Origin of the sequence: Arthrobacter sp. ISL-65 (assembly GCF_018613795.1) — a bacterium.
Classification (GTDB): domain Bacteria; phylum Actinomycetota; class Actinomycetes; order Actinomycetales; family Micrococcaceae; genus Arthrobacter.
The window spans coordinates 157,729-173,895 of record NZ_JAGGPN010000015.1 but is presented as its reverse complement, the minus strand read 5'-3'; the positions used below and the strand labels follow the sequence as shown (position 1 = coordinate 173,895).

Sequence of the window (16,167 nt, the reverse complement as noted above, 5' to 3'; positions counted from 1 at the left end):
TCCCGGCATTGTTCACCAGGATCTCCAGCGGGCCCACGTGCTCCTCGACCCACGCCACGCCGGCCGCGGCCGCAGCGTCGTCCGTGACATCAAACGCCACACTGTGCACCCGGCCCGGCGCGTACTCCGCCGCCATCACCGCCTCCGCCGCCTTCAACCGCTCCGGATTCACCCCGTTCAAAACCACCGTCGCGCCGGCATCGGCCAAAGCCCGCGCCAACGCATTACCGATCCCCCGGCTCGAACCAGTCACCAGGGCAACCCGCCCGGTCAAATCAAAAAGTGAAGTCATGACGAGGTCCCTTCTGCGGCGCTCACGGCGCCCGTCCTGCTGAGGTTTGAAATGGCTTGCCGCACCACGGCCAGGTCCTGGTCCCCCAGTCCCTGCCGCTTCAGTTCGGCATAAAGTTCGACGCCGGCCCGTGCCATCGGGACGGCGGCCCCGGTGGCGTCGGCCGACTCTACGACGAAGGACAGGTCCTTGTGCATGAACTTCGCCGGGCCGGTGGGGGTGTAGTCCTTCCGGGCGATCCGCGGGCCCACCTGGTCCAGGACGCGGCTTCCGGCGAGACCGCCGGACAGAACCTCGTAGAGGGCCGCGACATCGACGCCCGAGCGTTCGGCGAGCTCTGCCGCTTCGGCGAGTGCCGCCGTCGTCGTTCCGACCACCAGCTGATTGCACGCCTTTGCCAGCGATCCGGCACCGAGCGGACCAAGGAGCCGCACGGTGGTGCCCATGGCCTCGAAGAGCGGAAGCAGCCGGCGGAAGTCTGCGTCGTGGTCCGCGCCGGCCATAATGGCCAGCGTGCCATCGATCGCTCCCCTCGTCCCGCCGCTGACCGGTGCGTCCACCACAACGGCCTGGCCTGAACTGGCCTCCTGGACCCTCTGACCGAAAGCCCTGACCGCGGTGGGGGAAACGCTGCTCATGACCACCACGGCGGTGCCGGCCGCCGGCAGCGATGACTGCCAGCTCCCGAGGAGTCCGGATGCCGCGTCCTCAATGTAGGCAAGGTCCGGCAGCATGAAGACGATCACCGGCTCGTCCCTGAGCTGGTCCACGGTGTCTGCAGCGGATCCGCCCAGCTGACGGAAATCCTGCACCGCGCCAGGCGACCGGTTCCACGCCGTAACCGTCCAGCCTTTCCGTACCAGGTTCGCGGCCATCGGCGCCCCCATCAGGCCCAGGCCCACGAAGCCTGCTCTCGGCATATTCATCTGCAGCGGATCCTCACTTCGTTGTGGTCAATCTGTGGTTAGTCTAGAAGTCTGTTCAGTATTCTAGCCTCCATTCAGTATGATGAACAGCATGACGACTGAAACCACCGTCGCGATCGCCGTCCCGCTCGAAGTCGAGTTCGTGGAACGCATCCGCGCCGTAGATCCCTCCGTGACCGTTCTCTACGAGCCCGACCTGCTGCCGCCCGAACGGTTCCCGGCAGACCATGCGGGCGACCCTGACTTCAAGCGCACGCCCGAACAGGAGGAGCGCTACTGGGACATGCTGGGCAAGGCCGACGTACTGTACGGCTTCCCGAACGAAAACCCCGCCGGCCTGGCGCGGATCGCCAGGGAAAACCCGCGCCTGCAGTGGATCCATGCCATGGCGGCAGGTGCCGGCGGAGCGGTCAAAGCCTCCGGCCTCGACGCCGAAACCCTGAACAAGTTCAAGGTGACCACGTCAGCAGGCGTGCATGCCCTGCCCCTTGCGGAGTTTGCGGCGATGGGCATCCTCAACGGATTCAAGCGGACCGCGGAGCTCGCCCAGGACCAGGCCGCCAAATCATGGCCAGAGCTGCGGATACCCACCAGGCTGGTCAATGGCTCCTCGCTGGTGGTCACGGGGCTCGGGGAGATCGGGCTGGAAACCGCCCGCATCGCCCGTGCACTCGGCATGAAGGTCAGTGGCACCAAACGTTCTGTGGAGCCGATCGACGGCATCGAGGAAGTGGCGGACAACAGCGGGCTGGCCGGGCTGCTCGCATCGGCCGACGCCGTAGTGAACACCCTCCCGGGCACGCCGTACACGGAGAGGCTATTCAACCGCGAGGTCTTCGCGGCCATGAAGCCCGGCACGGTGTTCGTGAATGTTGGCCGCGGAACGGTGGTGGACGAGGATGCGCTGCTCGAGGCGCTGGAGAACGGACAGGTGGCCTACGCCTGCCTCGACGTGTTCGCCGTCGAGCCGCTGCCGCAGGACAGCCTCCTCTGGAACCACCCGCGCGTCATGGTGTCGCCGCACACCTCTGCCCTGAGCGCAGCCGAGAACCGCCTGATCGCCGAGCGCTTCTGCAGCAACCTCAGGACATTCCTCGGCGGCGGCGAGCTCCCCCACCTCGTGGATACGGTCCACTTCTACTAAAGCGCCTGTTCCACTAAGCGCCCGCCGCAGGACACCCCTGCGGAGGAAACACCGGAGAGCCGGGCAGCCAAAAGGCTGCCCGGCTCTTCTGCTGCGCCCTCCCCCCAGCGCGAACGTACACTTGCGGCCCCTCGCTCATGCGCGAACGTACACTTGCGGCCCACCCCGTGTAGGGGGTGGGCCGCAAGTGTACGTTCGCGCTGTGTGCTCTAGGCTGAGCGCTTCTAGCTGTGTGGCTTCTAGCGGGCGTCCTCGATGAGCAGCAGGTCGCGGCCCTTGGTTTCCGGCGTGAAGAAGGTGCTCACGAAGGAGATCAGGGCAAGGACCAGCGAGTAGATCGCCAGGACCAGCCAGGAGTAGCCGGTGGCCGCGAGCAGTGCCGCACCCACCAGCGGAACCAGGCCACCCGCCATCACGGCGGAGAGTTCGCGGGCCATGGCGACACCCGTGAACCGATACTGCGATCCAAAAAGTTCAGGCAGCAGGGGGCACTGCGGTCCCAGCATGGACTGCACGCCGAGCGCGATGCCAACCACCATGACAACCCACACCAGGGTCACGTTGCCAAGGGTCACGAGGTAGAACGCCGGGAAGGCGATGACAGCCTGGAACAGGGCGCCGTAGCGGTAGACAGGGACGCGGCCGAAGCGGTCCGACAGCGCACCGAATGTGACCACCATGACGGCGGCAAAACCGGCGGCGATCAGGAGACCCACCGGGCCAATGAACTTGTCGCCGGGAAAAACGCCAGCCGGGGCTGCCAGGAACGCCACCAGGAGCGCCGAATAGATGGAGGAATTGCCGTTCTCACCCATGCGCAGGCCGATGCCCACCAGGACGTTCTTCTTGGAGTGCTTCCAGAGCTGGCCCACCGGGTTCTTGACGACGTTCTTGTGCTTCTCCAGCTCCTGGAACACCGGGGTTTCCTTGAGCCGCAGGCGGATGAACACCGCGATGGCGATCAGAATCACGCTGGCCAGGAAGGGCACACGCCAGAGCCAGCCTTCGAGGTCGGCCTTGTCCGCGGTGGCGATGAGAGCGAAGGTGCCGGCGCCCAGGAGGGTGCCCAGCTGGATCCCCACGAACGGCAGTGAGGCAAAGAAGCCACGACGGCGGGGCGGGGCCACTTCGGAGATCAGCGTCGTAGCGCCGGCCTGCTCCGCGCCGGCACCGAGGCCCTGGACGATCCGGAGGATCACCAGGAGCACTGCGCCGAGCATACCTGCCTGCTCGAATGTCGGCAGCAGGCCGATCGCGAAGCTTGCGGCACCCATCAGCCCGATGGTCAGGATCAGCACCATTTTCCGGCCGAACCGGTCTCCGATGTAACCGAAGACGATGCCGCCGAACGGGCGGGCAGCGAAGCCCACACCGTAGGTGGCGAATGAGGCGATCAGCGCACCCTCCTCGCCGAGCGGCTTGAAGAACAGCGGTCCGAAGATGAGGGCCGAAGCCAGGCCGTAGATGTAGAAGTCGTAGTACTCCAGGGCCGAGCCCACGGAGCTGGCAAGTGTTGCCCTTCGCAGCTGTTCCGGTTCGACGACGGCGCCGTCCGCATCAGCCAGCGGTGAATCAGTACGAGTTGTCACTAGCACTCCCTCAAAGACACTCCAGGCCCCCGTTGGCCTGGTGAGTAGCGACAGCACTATCGCGTCGGTCACTATGTTGAACAGAGTACAACATGATGAACAGCTAGCCAATAGCCCCGGGAATCCCTGCTTAACCCATGGGGTTACCCAGGGACCTCGCCAGCTCATTCAGCTCTTTGACCATCTGCGCGCCCTGCTCCTGCGAGTAGGTCGCCTTCAGTGCCGTGACGGACAAGCCAAGGCTGGGGCCATGCGCTCCCCGCGTGGGTACAGTCACGGCGAGGCAGACCACGCCCGTGGTGGATTCCTCATCTTCAAACGCAAAACCCTGCTCGCGGATCTTCTCCAGCTGGGCCTTGAGCTCCGCTCCCGTGCGCAGTGACTTGGGCGTCAGCACGGGAAGCTCCATATCGTCAGCGAACATCGCATCGATGTCGTGGTCATGAAGCCTGGCGATCAGGGCTTTGCCCACGGCGCAGAGGGACACCGGCATCTTGTCGCCGATATTGGATGTCAGGCGGACGGCCGGATGACCCTCGTAGCGCGCCAGGTAGATGACGTTGGCGCCGTCCAGCATGGCAATGCGCACTGTTTCACCTGACAGCGTGGGCGCCTGCTCGCAGAAACGGTAAAACTCCTGGACTTCATCGAGCCGGCTCAGGTAGGCGGCGCCCAATTCAACGAGCTTGCGCCCCAGCGTGTACTCGGCGCCCTGCCTGCTGATGAGTCTGGCCTCCTCGAGGGCCAGCAGGAGGTTGGAGGTGGAGGATTTGGGGATTCCGAGGTCCCGGGCGAGGTCGCTGAGGGTAAGCCGGCCAGTGGCGGACGCCGCGAGCGACTCCAGGACGGCGGCGGCTCGCGTGACAGCGGGCGCCGGGGACGCGCTGCCCAATCCGTCATTGGCTTTGGGGGTACGGGAATCGGGCATGATTCTCCTTTTCGGTACGCGCTCAGACGGCGGGGTCGGCGGACTGCATCGCGCGCGAACACCGGCGACGATGCCAAAATGTCCAGTCAACTGAACACCTATCATCATACTGGCTGGGCGGCTACCGCTGAAGGCCTGCGTAGTCGACCACACACGAAAGGAGCACTGGAAGCGACCTTCCTAATGGTTTCGTGTTTCCGAATGTTCACGGTATATTCAATTTCAAGCCTTCCACCGCGGCATCCCCCAATAGTCGCGGTGGAAGGCTTATCCAGTTCTCGGGCCCTTCCCGTTTCAACGCTTTCTGATTGTCCAGCCCTCAAGCCTGCTGCTCAGGCCGCATTCGCAACGGCGTTTTCCGCGGCGGTATTGTCCGCTACAGCGCTCCGGAGCCTCCACCCGCCGCCAAGTCCATCTCGGACAATCTCCATGGTGGTCAGCGCCGATCCGCGTTTCGCCCCAATCGGGTCTGAAGCCTCCATACCTCGACGTCGACACGGCTAAGCCCCAGCGGCATCCGGCGCTCCGCCTCCCACCAGCTGACGCGTTCAAACCATCGCAGCGGTTCCGCGCCCACCGTCCATTCCTGGCCGCCGCGGATGACAGCCCCCGGCTGGCCGTCAGCAGCAGTCCTCACAAGTACGTGTTCCATGCCCGCAGGTTATTGCGGGGCACAGACATTAAACACAAAACCCCGCCTGACCAAGCTCGAAGACTTGGTCAAACGGGGGTTTCAAGGTGGGTCCTACCGGGATCGAACCGATGACATCCACGGTGTAAACGTGGCGCTCTACCAGCTGAGCTAAAGACCCAAAGAAATGTTTTCGCACCGAAGCGCTCCAACCAACGAACATAGACTCTACCCGACCAGTGCCCGCAAACGCTAATCGGGTCTGGCGGTAGCGAGCGGGGGCAATTCATCTGCCAACCAGGCGAGGGACTCGCCGACCCCGGACTCCAGCTTGATCGTGGCAAGGTCGTCGCCTCGCGTCTGGCCACGGTTGATGATGACAACGGGCTTGCCCTGCTTGGCGGCGTGACGGACAAACCGCAGCCCGCTCATAACGCTGAGTGAGGAACCGGCAACAAGCAGGGCTTCGGCTTCATCCACCATTGCGTAGGCGCGCTCCACGCGCTCCTTGGGGACGTTTTCGCCGAAATACACAAAGTCCGGCTTCAGGACGCCGCCGCACGCTGGGCAGCGGGCAACCACAAAGCTCCGGATCAGTCGCAGGTCCTCCACTGTGGCGTCGGCATCGGGAGCCATCTCGACAAGTCCGGACTTCATGGCATGGTCAAGGAAGTCCGGATTCAGCTCCTCCAAAACCCCTGCGAGCAGCTGCCGTGAGTACGTGCGGCGGCACTCCAGGCAAATCACCTGGTCGAAGCGTCCGTGAAGGTCCACCACGTTGACACTGCCGGCGTCCTCGTGGAGGCGGTCCACGTTCTGGGTGATCAGTCCGGTCAGGAGCCCACGCTGCTCCAGGACGGCGACGGCGGCGTGGCCGGCATTGGGGTTGGCCCGCCTCAGGTGGGACCAGCCGATGTGGTTGCGCGCCCAATAGCGCTGCCGGTTGGCCGCCTCACCCACAAACTCCTGGTAGGTCATAGGTGAACGCGGGGGCGAATCTGGTCCGCGGTAGTCCGGTATGCCGGAGTCGGTGCTGAGCCCGGCCCCGGTCAGAAGCGCCAGGGGCAGCCCGGCCAGCACGTCGCGGATCCCCCCCAGCACTTCGAGGTCGCCGGCCGATGACTCGGCGGGCGGGGCAGTAGGGAGACTGGCGAACCCTGTCAGGCCGATGCCGGTCCGCCGCTGATCCATGGGCTGGCCCTGACGCCTAACCCTGGGCCAGTTCTGCCAGAACGCGGCGGTATTCGGTGAGGTCACGGGCCTGGCCCCGCGGATTCACAACGACGTAGCGGACCGTTCCGCCGGCGTCGATGATGAACGTTCCGCGCCGTGCCATTCCGCTTTCCTCGTCAAACACACCGTACTTCCCCGCTACGGCGCCGTGCGGCCAGAAGTCGGCCAACAGGCTAAAGCCGTAGCCTTCCTGCTCGGCATACGCCCGGAGGGTGAACTTACTGTCCACCGAGACCGCCAGCACCTCGGCGTCGGCATGTTCGAAGACGGCCAGATTGTCCCTGATCTCGCAGAGCTCGCCTGTGCAGATGCCGGAGAACGCGAAGGGGTAGAAGACAACCACCACGTTGCGTCCGCGGAAGTCGGCAAGCCGGACGGGTTCACCGAACTGATTGACCAGGGTGAAGTCCGGCGCCTGCTGCCCAACTTCGGGCACTCCGGCCAGATCCGCCGATGCGACGGCGCCCTGTCCGGTCACTTGTTCTTCCTGGTCACCAGTCGCGTGGCGCTCCAGTCCTTGGAAACGCCCGCAGACGTGGTGCAGTGCAGCCCTGCGGTGGGTGCCGCATCCTGGATGTCGGAGGGCGAGACATATCCGGTTCGTCCGGACTTCGGCGTGAGGACCCACACCACGCCGCCCTCGGTGAGCGTCGTGAGCGAGTCGACCAGCGTGTCCACGAGGTCGCCGTCGCCGTCCCGCCACCAGAAGATCACGGCGTCCACGACGTCGTGATCGTCCTCATCCAGAAGCTCTGACCCGGTCAGATCCTCTATGTCGTCGCGTAAGTCGAGGTCGACGTCGTCGTCGTAACCGAACTCCTGAATCAGATCCCCATCCTTGAAACCCAATTTTTCCGCCACATTTACCGAAGTGGCGGCGTCGGCCTCGCTCACGTGTTCCTCCTGTGCATGGTGATTTCGATTACTCCAAGCCAACACCCTTTGGGCGTGCGCTTCAAGCTACGGGCGCCGCGGTGCGGCTTATTGTGCGTCACACAACAAGTATGACGGTCAAATAGGGCAGGAGGTTCAAGCGCGGCTACGCATCGGCAGGCCGTCAGAGCTACAGTGACTGTTGACAACTATGCCTAGAGGGGCGACCGCCCCCAGCAAATAGGCAGTCAAACACACGAGATAGAACCCTGCCCGGCGCACATGACCGGGCTGTTGTAACCGATATGACGCACACGACGCGTTCACGCCGGGCAGCTACCCTGCCGGACCTGAGTGCGCCGGTGAATGCGCGCAAAGAGAGGTTGGACGTGGCTGCAGGAGAAGATACCTCCCATATCCTCAGCGGGTTGACTAACCAGCTGCCTGATCGTGATCCGGAAGAGACCGCCGAGTGGGTTGAGTCCCTGGATGCGCTGATCAGGGAACAGGGCACGGAGCGTGCCCAATACATCATGCGCAGTCTCCTGCAGCGTGCCGGCGCGCAGAGCGTCGGGGTTCCGATGGTGACCACCACGGACTATGTGAACACGATCCCGGTGGACCAGGAAGCACAGTTCCCGGGCAACGAGGAGTACGAGCGCCGGTACCGGGCGTACATGCGCTGGAACGCAGCGGTGATGGTGCACCGGGCGCAGCGGCCCGAGATCGGGGTGGGCGGGCACATCTCCACCTACGCCGGCGCCGCGACCCTGTACGAGGTCGGGTTCAACCACTTCTTCCGCGGCAAGGACCACCCCGGCGGCGGGGACCAGGTGTTCTTCCAGGGCCACGCGTCCCCGGGCATGTACGCCCGCGCGTTCATGGAAGGCCGCCTCAGTGAGGAGGACCTGGACGGGTTCCGGCAGGAAAAGTCCAGGGAAGGCCACGCGCTCTCCTCCTACCCGCACCCGCGGCTGATGCCGCACTTCTGGGAATTCCCGACCGTGTCGATGGGCATCGGCCCGATGAACGCGATCTACCAGGCCCAGTCCAACCGCTACCTGCACAACCGCGGCCTGAAAGACACCGCCGACCAGCAGGTCTGGGCGTTCCTGGGCGACGGCGAAATGGACGAGCCCGAGTCCCGCGGCCTGCTCCAGCTCGCCGCGAACGAGAACCTGGACAACCTGAACTTCGTGATCAACTGCAACCTCCAGCGCCTGGACGGGCCGGTGCGCGGCAACGGCAAGATCATGCAGGAACTCGAGGCGTTCTTCCGCGGCGCGGGCTGGAACGTGATCAAGGTCGTCTGGGGCCGGGAATGGGATGACCTGCTCACCCGCGACACCGACGGGTCGCTGGTAAAGATCATGAACGAAACCCCGGACGGTGACTACCAGACCTACAAGGCCGAATCCGGCGGGTTCGTCCGCGAACACTTCTTCGGCAAGGACCCCCACACCAAGGACCTCGTCGCCGACCTGACCGATGACGAGATCTGGAACCTCAAGCGCGGCGGGCACGACTACCGCAAGGTCTACGCCGCGTACAAGGCCGCGACCGAATTCAAGGGCAAACCCACCGTGATCCTGGCCAAAACGGTCAAGGGCTACGGCCTGGGCCCGCACTTCGAAGGCCGCAACGCCACCCACCAGATGAAAAAACTCACCCTGGACGACCTGAAGAAGTTCCGCGACCACCTGCGGATCCCGGTCACGGATGAGCAGCTGGAGAAGGACCCGTACCGTCCTCCGTACTTCCACCCGGGCACGGACGCGCCGGAAATCAAGTACCTGCTCGAGCGCCGCGCCGCCCTCGGCGGTTCCGTCCCGGAACGGCGCTCGAAGCACTCGGACATCGAGCTGCCCGAGGCGAAGACCTACGAGGTCGCCAAGCGCGGTTCGGGCAAGCAGCAGGCCGCCACCACCATGGCGTTCGTCCGCCTGCTCAAGGACCTGATGCGGGATAAGAACTTCGGCAAGCACATCGCGCCGATCATCCCGGATGAGGCCCGCACGTTCGGCATGGACGCGTTCTTCCCGACGGCGAAGATCTACAACCCCAAGGGCCAGAACTACCTGTCCGTGGACCGGGACCTGGTCCTGGCCTACAAGGAATCCGCGCAGGGCCAGCTGATCCACCCCGGCATCAACGAAGCCGGCGCCGTGGCAGCCTTCACCGCCGCCGGCACCGCCTACGCCACCCACGGCGTTCCCCTGGTCCCGGTCTACGTGTTCTACTCCATGTTCGGCTTCCAGCGCACCGGCGACGCCTTCTGGGCCGCCGCCGACCAAATGACCCGCGGCTTCATCATCGGCGCCACCGCAGGACGGACCACCCTCACCGGCGAAGGCCTCCAGCACGCCGACGGGCACTCCCCGCTGCTGGCCTCCACCAACCCCGCCGTGGTCACCTACGACCCCGCCTACGGCTACGAAATGGGCCACATCGTCCGCGACGGCCTGGAGCGCATGTACGGGCACGACTCCACCGACCGGAATCTGATGTACTACCTCACGGTGTACAACGAGCCCATCGTCCAGCCCGCGGAACCGGAGAACCTCGACGTCGAAGGTGTCCTGAAGGGCATCTACAAGCTCGCGGCCTCCACCACCGAGGGCCCGAAGAGCCAGATCCTCGCCTCCGGCGTCTCCGTCCCCTGGGCCCTGGAAGCCCAGCGGATCCTCGCCGAAGACTGGGGCGTCTCCGCCGACGTCTGGTCCGTCACCTCCTGGAACGAACTGCGCCGCGACGGCCTCGCCGCCGAGGAGGAAGCCTTCCTCAACCCCGGCAAGGACGCCCGCCAACCGTTCGTCACCAAACAGCTCGAAGGTGCCCAGGGCCCCGTCGTAGCCGTCTCGGACTACATGAAGGCCGTCCCGGACCAGATCCGGCAGTTCGTCCCGAACGAGTTCGCCACCCTCGGCGCCGACGGCTTCGGCTTCTCCGACACCCGCGCCGCCGCCCGCCGCTTCTTCAAGAACGACATCCACTCCGTCGTTGTGAAGACCCTGCAGCTGCTCGCAGCCAAGGGTGAGGTTGACGGACAGGCACCGGCGCAGGCCATCGAGAAGTACCGCCTGCTCAATGTGAACGCCGGCACCACGGGCAACGCCGGAGGCGAGTCCTAGGCCCCAACCCCCCGAGTTTTTGTACAGATAATGGCCCCAAAAGGCCTCTGAAGTCGCGATATCTGTACAGAAACTCCGGAGAAACGAACGACGGCGGTCCCCACCCACGGTGGGGGCCGCCGTCGTCGTTTGGGGTGCTTCCGGAAGCGCCGGAAGGGTTGTGACGCAGCACAAGCTCAGTTGTAGCCTTTGCACAAAATGGAGCTTGTCCCGCAGGCACCGTATGCTCGAATTATGCCCGAGCCGTCCCCCGCCCCTGCACCGCGCAAACCGTCCTCCCGGACCACGACTCCGGAGAAGACGGAGACCCTGAAAAAGCTCAGGGCCAGCGTCGGTCAGTTGTCCACCACCACCATGCGCCAGCTGGAGAAATCGCTGCCTTGGTACAGCCGGCTCAGTTCGGACGAGCGCTCCGCGCTGGGACTGGTGGCGCAGAACGGCATCGCCGCATTCGTCACCTGGTATGAGCGCCCCAGTTCCCCGTCCTGGATCCTTTCCGACGTTTTCGGTACCGCCCCGACGGAACTGACCCGGTCCATCAGCCTGCAGAAGGCGCTTCAGCTCATCCGGATCGTCGTGGAAGTGGTGGAGGACCAGGTTCCGGTGATCGCTCCCGAAGCGGACCAGCCTTCCCTGCGCGAAGCAGTCCTCCGGTACTCGCGGGAAGTGGCGTTTGCCGCCGCCGACGTGTACGCCCGGGCCGCGGAATCCCGGGGGTCCTGGGACACGCGGCTCGAAGCCCTGATCGTGGACGCCATCCTGCGCGGTGAGAACACCGACGCGCTGCGGTCCAGGATCGCCGCGCTCGGCTGGAAGGCGCAGGAACGCTTCACCGTGATGGTGGGCAACTCGCCGTCGGAACCCAGCGCCAGCTACGTGAGCGAACTGCGCCGCATGGCAGGCCGGTACGCGGAGGATGCCCTTGTGGGCATCCAGGGCGACCGCCTCATCCTGATCCTGGGCGGCGTGCACGACCGGGAGACCGCGTATGTGAAGCTCAGCGAGATGTTCGCCCCCGGTCCGGTGGTTTACGGAGCGGAGGCCAGCTCCCTGCTGGAAGCCAGCGGCTCGGCGCAGTCCGCCTTCGCCGGACTCACGGCCGCCCGGGCATGGCCCGCCGCTCCGCGCCCGGTTGCGGCCGACGATCTCCTCCCGGAACGGGTCATTTCCGGGGACGATGCCGCCCGGCGGTCGCTGGTGAAGAACATCTACCGGCCGCTCCTCGCGGCGTCGAACGGGCTGGTGGAAACGCTCGGCACCTACCTGGAGCTGGGGCATTCACTCGAGGCCACAGCGCGTGAACTCTTCGTCCACGCCAACACTGTGCGGTACCGGCTCAAGCGTGTTTGTGACGTGACCGGCTGGGATCCGCTGCTCCCCCGGGAGGCTTTCGTGCTGCAGGCGGCCCTTGTGGTGGGGCGGCTTTCCACTCCCCCGAAGCCCGCCGTCGAGCGTGTTGCCGCGCGGAACACGAACTGAACCGTTGTAGACTTCCTACAATCTGACCCCGTGAGGTTGGTGTACGCAAACACCAATGAATCACCCGGTAATTTGGAAAGCTGGATACGTGCTTGCAATCGTCTGCCCTGGACAGGGCTCACAGACCCCCGGTTTCCTGGCCCCGTGGCTGGAACTGCCTTCCGTAGCAGGCCATCTGGCCTCCCTGAGCGAAATTGCAGGTATCGACCTCACTGCGCACGGGACCACCTCTGACGAGGAAACCATCAAGGACACTGCCGTCGCGCAGCCGCTCATCGTCGCGGCCGGGCTGGTGGCCGCCAAGTCGCTGTTCGACGTCGAACTCAACACGCTGCCGGTCATCCTGGCCGGACACTCGGTGGGCGAGATCACGGCGTCCGCGCTGGCCGGAGTGCTCACCGAAAAGGAAGCCATGACGTTTGTGCGCGAACGCGCCAACAGCATGGCCGCGGCCGCTGCCGTCACCCCCACCGGCATGAGCGCCGTGGTGGGTGGCGACCCCGCCGAGGTCCTCGCCGCCATCGAGGCCACCGGCGCAACGCCCGCAAACGTCAACGGCGCGGGCCAGACCGTCGCCGCGGGCACCTTCGAACAGCTCAAGGCCCTGGCCGAGAATCCGCCGGCCAAGGCGCGCGTGATTCCGCTGAAGGTCGCCGGCGCATTCCACACCGCACACATGGCTCCCGCGGTGAGCGCACTCGAGGCACTCCGGCCGGAACTGCAGCCGCAGGCACCCGCCGTGCCGCTGCTGTCCAACTTTGACGGCCGCGAAGTCACCGCGGGCACCGCCGCCGTCGACAGCCTGATCGCCCAGGTCTCACGCCCGGTCCGCTGGGACCTGTGCATGGAGACCCTCGTGAACCGCGGAGTCACCGGAGTCATTGAACTCGCACCGGCGGGTACCCTGGCCGGACTGGCCAAGCGGGGCATGCCCGGCGTCAAGACTGTTGCTGTCAAAACGCCGGACGACCTGTCCGCGGCCCTTGCACTCTTCGCAGAATTGGAAGGACAGGCATGAGCACGCCGGTACTGAAGCAGACCCCGCCCAACGAGCACACCCGGATCCTGGGCATCGGCGCGTACCGCCCCGACGTCCTGGTCACCAATGAGGATGTGTGCCAGTGGATCGATTCCTCCGACGAGTGGATCCGCCAGCGTACCGGCATCGTCACCCGCCACCGCGCACCCGCCGACGTCAGCGTGATTGACATGGCCGAGGGCGCCGCCCGTGAGGCCATGCAGAAGGCAGGGATCGAGGCATCCCAGCTCGGCGCCGTCATCGTCTCCACGGTGACCCACCCGTACGCCACGCCGTCGGCCGCCGCGAGCCTCGCCGACCGGCTGGGCGCCACGCCTGCCCCTGCCTTCGACATCTCCGCTGCCTGCGCCGGCTACTGCTACGGCGTGGCCCAGGGCGATGCGCTGGTCCGTTCGGGGGCCGCCAACTACGTGCTCGTTGTCGGCGCGGAAAAGCTCTCCGACGTCATCGATAACCGCGAACGCACCATCTCGTTCCTGCTGGGTGACGGCGCCGGCGCCGTTGTCATCGGCCCGTCGGACACCCCCGGCATCGCTCCGTCGGTGTGGGGATCGGACGGCAGTAAGTGGGATGCCATCGGCATGACCCGCTCCATGCTGGACGTCCGCGACCTTGGCATGGCCGCACGCCGGTCCGACTCCACCGGCGACCTCGCGCTCCTCGAAGAGGCGCAGGAGCTCTACCCGACCCTCCGCCAGGACGGCCAGACGGTGTTCCGCTGGGCGGTCTGGGAAATGGCCAAGGTTGCCCAGCAGGCGCTGGAAGCCGCCGGCGTCCAGGCCGAGGACCTGGTGGCCTTCATTCCGCACCAGGCCAACATGCGGATCATCGATGAGATGGTCAAGAAGCTCAAGCTGCCCGAGACCGTTACCGTGGCGCGTGACATCGCCGATGCCGGCAACACCTCGGCGGCATCGATCCCCCTGGCCACACACCGCCTGCTCGAAGAAAACCCCGCACTGAGCGGCGGACTGGCCCTCCAGATTGGCTTCGGCGCCGGACTGGTCTTCGGCGCCCAGGTAGTTGTCCTTCCGTAGCAATTCCGATCACCAAGCCGCAACCGCGGTTTGCCCATTTCCGGCATCCCCTGCCGGCAATAACAAGAAAAGGAGCCATCAATGGCTAGCAACGAAGAGATCCTGGCCGGACTGGCTGAAATCGTCAACGAAGAGACCGGCCTGGCCCCCGAGGCCGTCGAGCTGGACAAGTCCTTCACTGAGGACCTGGACATCGACTCCATCTCCATGATGACCATCGTCGTCAACGCCGAAGAGAAGTTCGGCGTCCGCATCCCCGACGAAGAGGTCAAGAACCTCAAGACCGTCGGCGACGCCGTGGACTTCATCTCCGGCGCCCAGGCGTAAGTAGGACAACCGCCTTCATTGGCACCAGCCTCCACAGGCTCCAGCCCTCACGGCTGAACCCGGCTGGCCGGGCCGGACACCTTTCCGGACCGGCCAGCCGATGCACCACCCTTAAATTTTTGCAGACTCCCCGCACGCCCCCCACTCCGGCCTCCGGCCAGCAGCATAGGACACGGCAGGCGCACCGACAGAGAGTGATCACATGACACGCAAAGTAGTCATAACAGGTCTGGGCGCCACCACGCCCATCGGCGGCGACGTACCCACGATGTGGCAGAACGCGCTGAAGGGGGTTTCCGGCGCCCACACCCTTGAGGACGACTGGGTCGCCAAGTACGAGCTGCCGGTCCACTTCGCCGCCAGGTGCACCACCCCCGCCCTCGACGTCCTGAGCCGGGTCGAGGCCAAGCGCATGGACCCGTCAACGCAGTTCGGCGTCATCGCCTCACGCGAGGCATGGGCCGACTCCGGCATTACCGAAATCGACCCTGACAGGCTGGCCGTGGCGTTCGCCACCGGCATCGGTGGCGTCTGGACGCTCCTTGACGCGTGGGACACGCTGAAGGAGAAAGGGCCCCGGCGCGTCCTGCCCATGACGGTTCCCATGCTCATGCCCAACGGCGTGGCCGCAGCGGTCAGCCTGGACCTCGGCGCCCGCGCCGGTGCGCACACGCCGGTGTCCGCCTGCGCGTCCGGCACCGAAGCGATGCACCTCGGACTGGACCTGATCCGGTCTGGCAAGGCCGACGTCGTCATGTGCGGTGGCGCCGAAGCGGCCATCCACCCTATGCCACTGGCAGCGTTCTCTTCCATGCAGGCGCTCTCCCGCCGCAACGACGATCCCGAGCACGCCTCCCGCCCGTACGACCTTGGCCGTGACGGTTTTGTCATGGGCGAAGGCGCCGGCGCGCTGGTGCTTGAGGCTGAGGAGCACGCCCTTGCCCGCGGCGCACGGATCTACGGTGAGCTGGCCGGCACGTCTGTGACGGCCGACGCCTACCACATCACCGCCCCGGACCCTCAAGGCCTCGGCGCGACCCGCGCGCTCAAGGCAGCCATGTTCGACGGGCGCATCCAGGCGGAGGACGTTGTCCACGTCAACGCCCACGCCACGTCGACACCGGTGGGTGACAAGCCGGAATACACGGCGCTGAAAGCGGCGCTCGGCAGCCACGTCGACAACGTGGCCGTCTCGGCCACCAAGTCGCAGATGGGCCACCTGCTCGGCGCCTCGGGCGCTGTTGAGGCCGTCCTCACCGTCCTGGCCGTCCACGAACGGAAGGCTCCGTTGACCATCAACCTCGAGAACCAGGATCCGGAGATCCCGCTCGACGTTGTGACCTCCGCACGCGACCTGCCGGCCGGCGACATTGTGGCGCTGAGCAACTCATTCGGCTTCGGCGGCCACAACGCCGTCGTTGCCATCCGCAGCGTGTGATGAGACCTGACTGAACGGCTGAAGAAGCCCCCGCCGGTTGGCGGGGGCTTCTTCGTTGCTATGGGGTAATTGCTGCGGCTGGCGTATCAACCGGCCCTGC

At 65.6% G+C, this 16,167-nt stretch carries 15 protein-coding genes and 1 tRNA gene; 7 read left to right on the top strand and 9 right to left on the bottom strand.

All coding sequences use genetic code 11. The features are described from left to right. Together J7I85_RS06790 and J7I85_RS06785 are read right to left on the bottom strand one after the other, a co-directional pair. A partial coding sequence (locus tag J7I85_RS06790) for an SDR family NAD(P)-dependent oxidoreductase (protein WP_214848474.1) occupies positions 1 to 292 on the bottom strand: 292 nt, incomplete at its 3' end. Beyond that, the gene (locus tag J7I85_RS06785; RefSeq protein WP_214848465.1) at positions 289 to 1,218 is read right to left on the bottom strand and encodes an NAD(P)-dependent oxidoreductase; all 930 of its coding nucleotides are present in this window, start codon (positions 1,216 to 1,218) and stop codon (positions 289 to 291) included. The genes J7I85_RS06785 and J7I85_RS06790, both read right to left, overlap by 4 nt. 79 nt (positions 1,219 to 1,297) lie before the next feature. Here J7I85_RS06785 and J7I85_RS06780 point away from each other — a divergent pair, with 79 nt between their 5' ends. Continuing rightward, positions 1,298 to 2,362: a D-2-hydroxyacid dehydrogenase gene (locus J7I85_RS06780; protein WP_214848448.1), complete on the top strand. Its 1,065-nt coding sequence runs from the start codon at positions 1,298 to 1,300 to the stop codon at positions 2,360 to 2,362. 239 nt (positions 2,363 to 2,601) lie between these two features. Here J7I85_RS06780 and J7I85_RS06775 read toward each other — a convergent pair whose 3' ends face one another. The 7 genes from J7I85_RS06775 to J7I85_RS06745 all read right to left on the bottom strand — a co-directional run bounded on the left by J7I85_RS06775 (position 2,602) and on the right by J7I85_RS06745 (position 7,637). Then, positions 2,602 to 3,951 (bottom strand): MFS transporter, encoded by a 1,350-nt coding sequence (locus tag J7I85_RS06775; RefSeq protein ID WP_214848445.1) that lies wholly within the window; start codon positions 3,949 to 3,951, stop codon positions 2,602 to 2,604. A gap of 130 nt (positions 3,952 to 4,081) precedes the next feature. After that, on the bottom strand, positions 4,082 to 4,879 hold the full coding sequence (locus J7I85_RS06770; RefSeq protein ID WP_214848442.1) for an IclR family transcriptional regulator: 798 nt from the start codon (positions 4,877 to 4,879) through the stop codon (positions 4,082 to 4,084). Positions 4,880 to 5,315: 436 nt separating this feature from the next. Continuing rightward, positions 5,316 to 5,531, bottom strand: a complete 216-nt coding sequence (locus J7I85_RS06765) for a hypothetical protein (protein WP_374102447.1) — start codon at positions 5,529 to 5,531, stop codon at positions 5,316 to 5,318. Between the two features lie 87 nt (positions 5,532 to 5,618). Continuing rightward, positions 5,619 to 5,691: transfer RNA gene (locus tag J7I85_RS06760), tRNA-Val, on the bottom strand. A gap of 71 nt (positions 5,692 to 5,762) precedes the next feature. Beyond that, positions 5,763 to 6,701, bottom strand: a complete 939-nt coding sequence (locus J7I85_RS06755) for an NAD-dependent protein deacetylase (protein ID WP_214848439.1) — start codon at positions 6,699 to 6,701, stop codon at positions 5,763 to 5,765. Positions 6,702 to 6,717: 16 nt separating this feature from the next. Beyond that, positions 6,718 to 7,221 (bottom strand): peroxiredoxin, encoded by a 504-nt coding sequence (locus J7I85_RS06750; protein ID WP_308159409.1) that lies wholly within the window; start codon positions 7,219 to 7,221, stop codon positions 6,718 to 6,720. Further along, positions 7,218 to 7,637 carry a DUF3052 domain-containing protein gene (locus J7I85_RS06745; RefSeq protein ID WP_214848426.1) on the bottom strand — a complete coding sequence of 140 codons (420 nt, stop codon included), beginning with the start codon at positions 7,635 to 7,637 and terminating at the stop codon, positions 7,218 to 7,220. Before J7I85_RS06745 ends, J7I85_RS06750 begins: the two co-directional genes overlap by 4 nt. Positions 7,638 to 8,005: 368 nt before the next feature. Here J7I85_RS06745 and aceE point away from each other — a divergent pair, with 368 nt between their 5' ends. The 6 genes from aceE (at position 8,006) to J7I85_RS06715 (ending at position 16,067) form a co-directional block, all read left to right on the top strand. Next, positions 8,006 to 10,747: a pyruvate dehydrogenase (acetyl-transferring), homodimeric type gene (aceE, locus tag J7I85_RS06740; RefSeq protein WP_308159408.1), complete on the top strand. Its 2,742-nt coding sequence runs from the start codon at positions 8,006 to 8,008 to the stop codon at positions 10,745 to 10,747. 234 nt (positions 10,748 to 10,981) lie between these two features. Next, positions 10,982 to 12,226 carry a CdaR family transcriptional regulator gene (locus J7I85_RS06735; RefSeq protein WP_214848423.1) on the top strand — a complete coding sequence of 415 codons (1,245 nt, stop codon included), beginning with the start codon at positions 10,982 to 10,984 and terminating at the stop codon, positions 12,224 to 12,226. Between the two features lie 88 nt (positions 12,227 to 12,314). Next, complete coding sequence (locus tag J7I85_RS06730) at positions 12,315 to 13,244, top strand: ACP S-malonyltransferase (RefSeq protein WP_214848420.1); 930 nt, start codon at positions 12,315 to 12,317, stop codon at positions 13,242 to 13,244. Beyond that, a complete protein-coding gene (locus tag J7I85_RS06725; RefSeq protein ID WP_214848417.1) occupies positions 13,241 to 14,302 on the top strand; it encodes a beta-ketoacyl-ACP synthase III in 1,062 nt (353 codons plus the stop codon). Before J7I85_RS06730 ends, J7I85_RS06725 begins: the two co-directional genes overlap by 4 nt. Before the next feature lie 81 nt (positions 14,303 to 14,383). Further along, positions 14,384 to 14,629 carry an acyl carrier protein gene (locus tag J7I85_RS06720; protein WP_190602322.1) on the top strand — a complete coding sequence of 82 codons (246 nt, stop codon included), beginning with the start codon at positions 14,384 to 14,386 and terminating at the stop codon, positions 14,627 to 14,629. A 202-nt stretch (positions 14,630 to 14,831) separates the two neighbouring features. After that, positions 14,832 to 16,067, top strand: coding sequence for a beta-ketoacyl synthase (locus tag J7I85_RS06715; RefSeq protein ID WP_214848414.1), 1,236 nt, complete (start codon positions 14,832 to 14,834; stop codon positions 16,065 to 16,067). Positions 16,068 to 16,167: the final 100 nt, after the last annotated feature.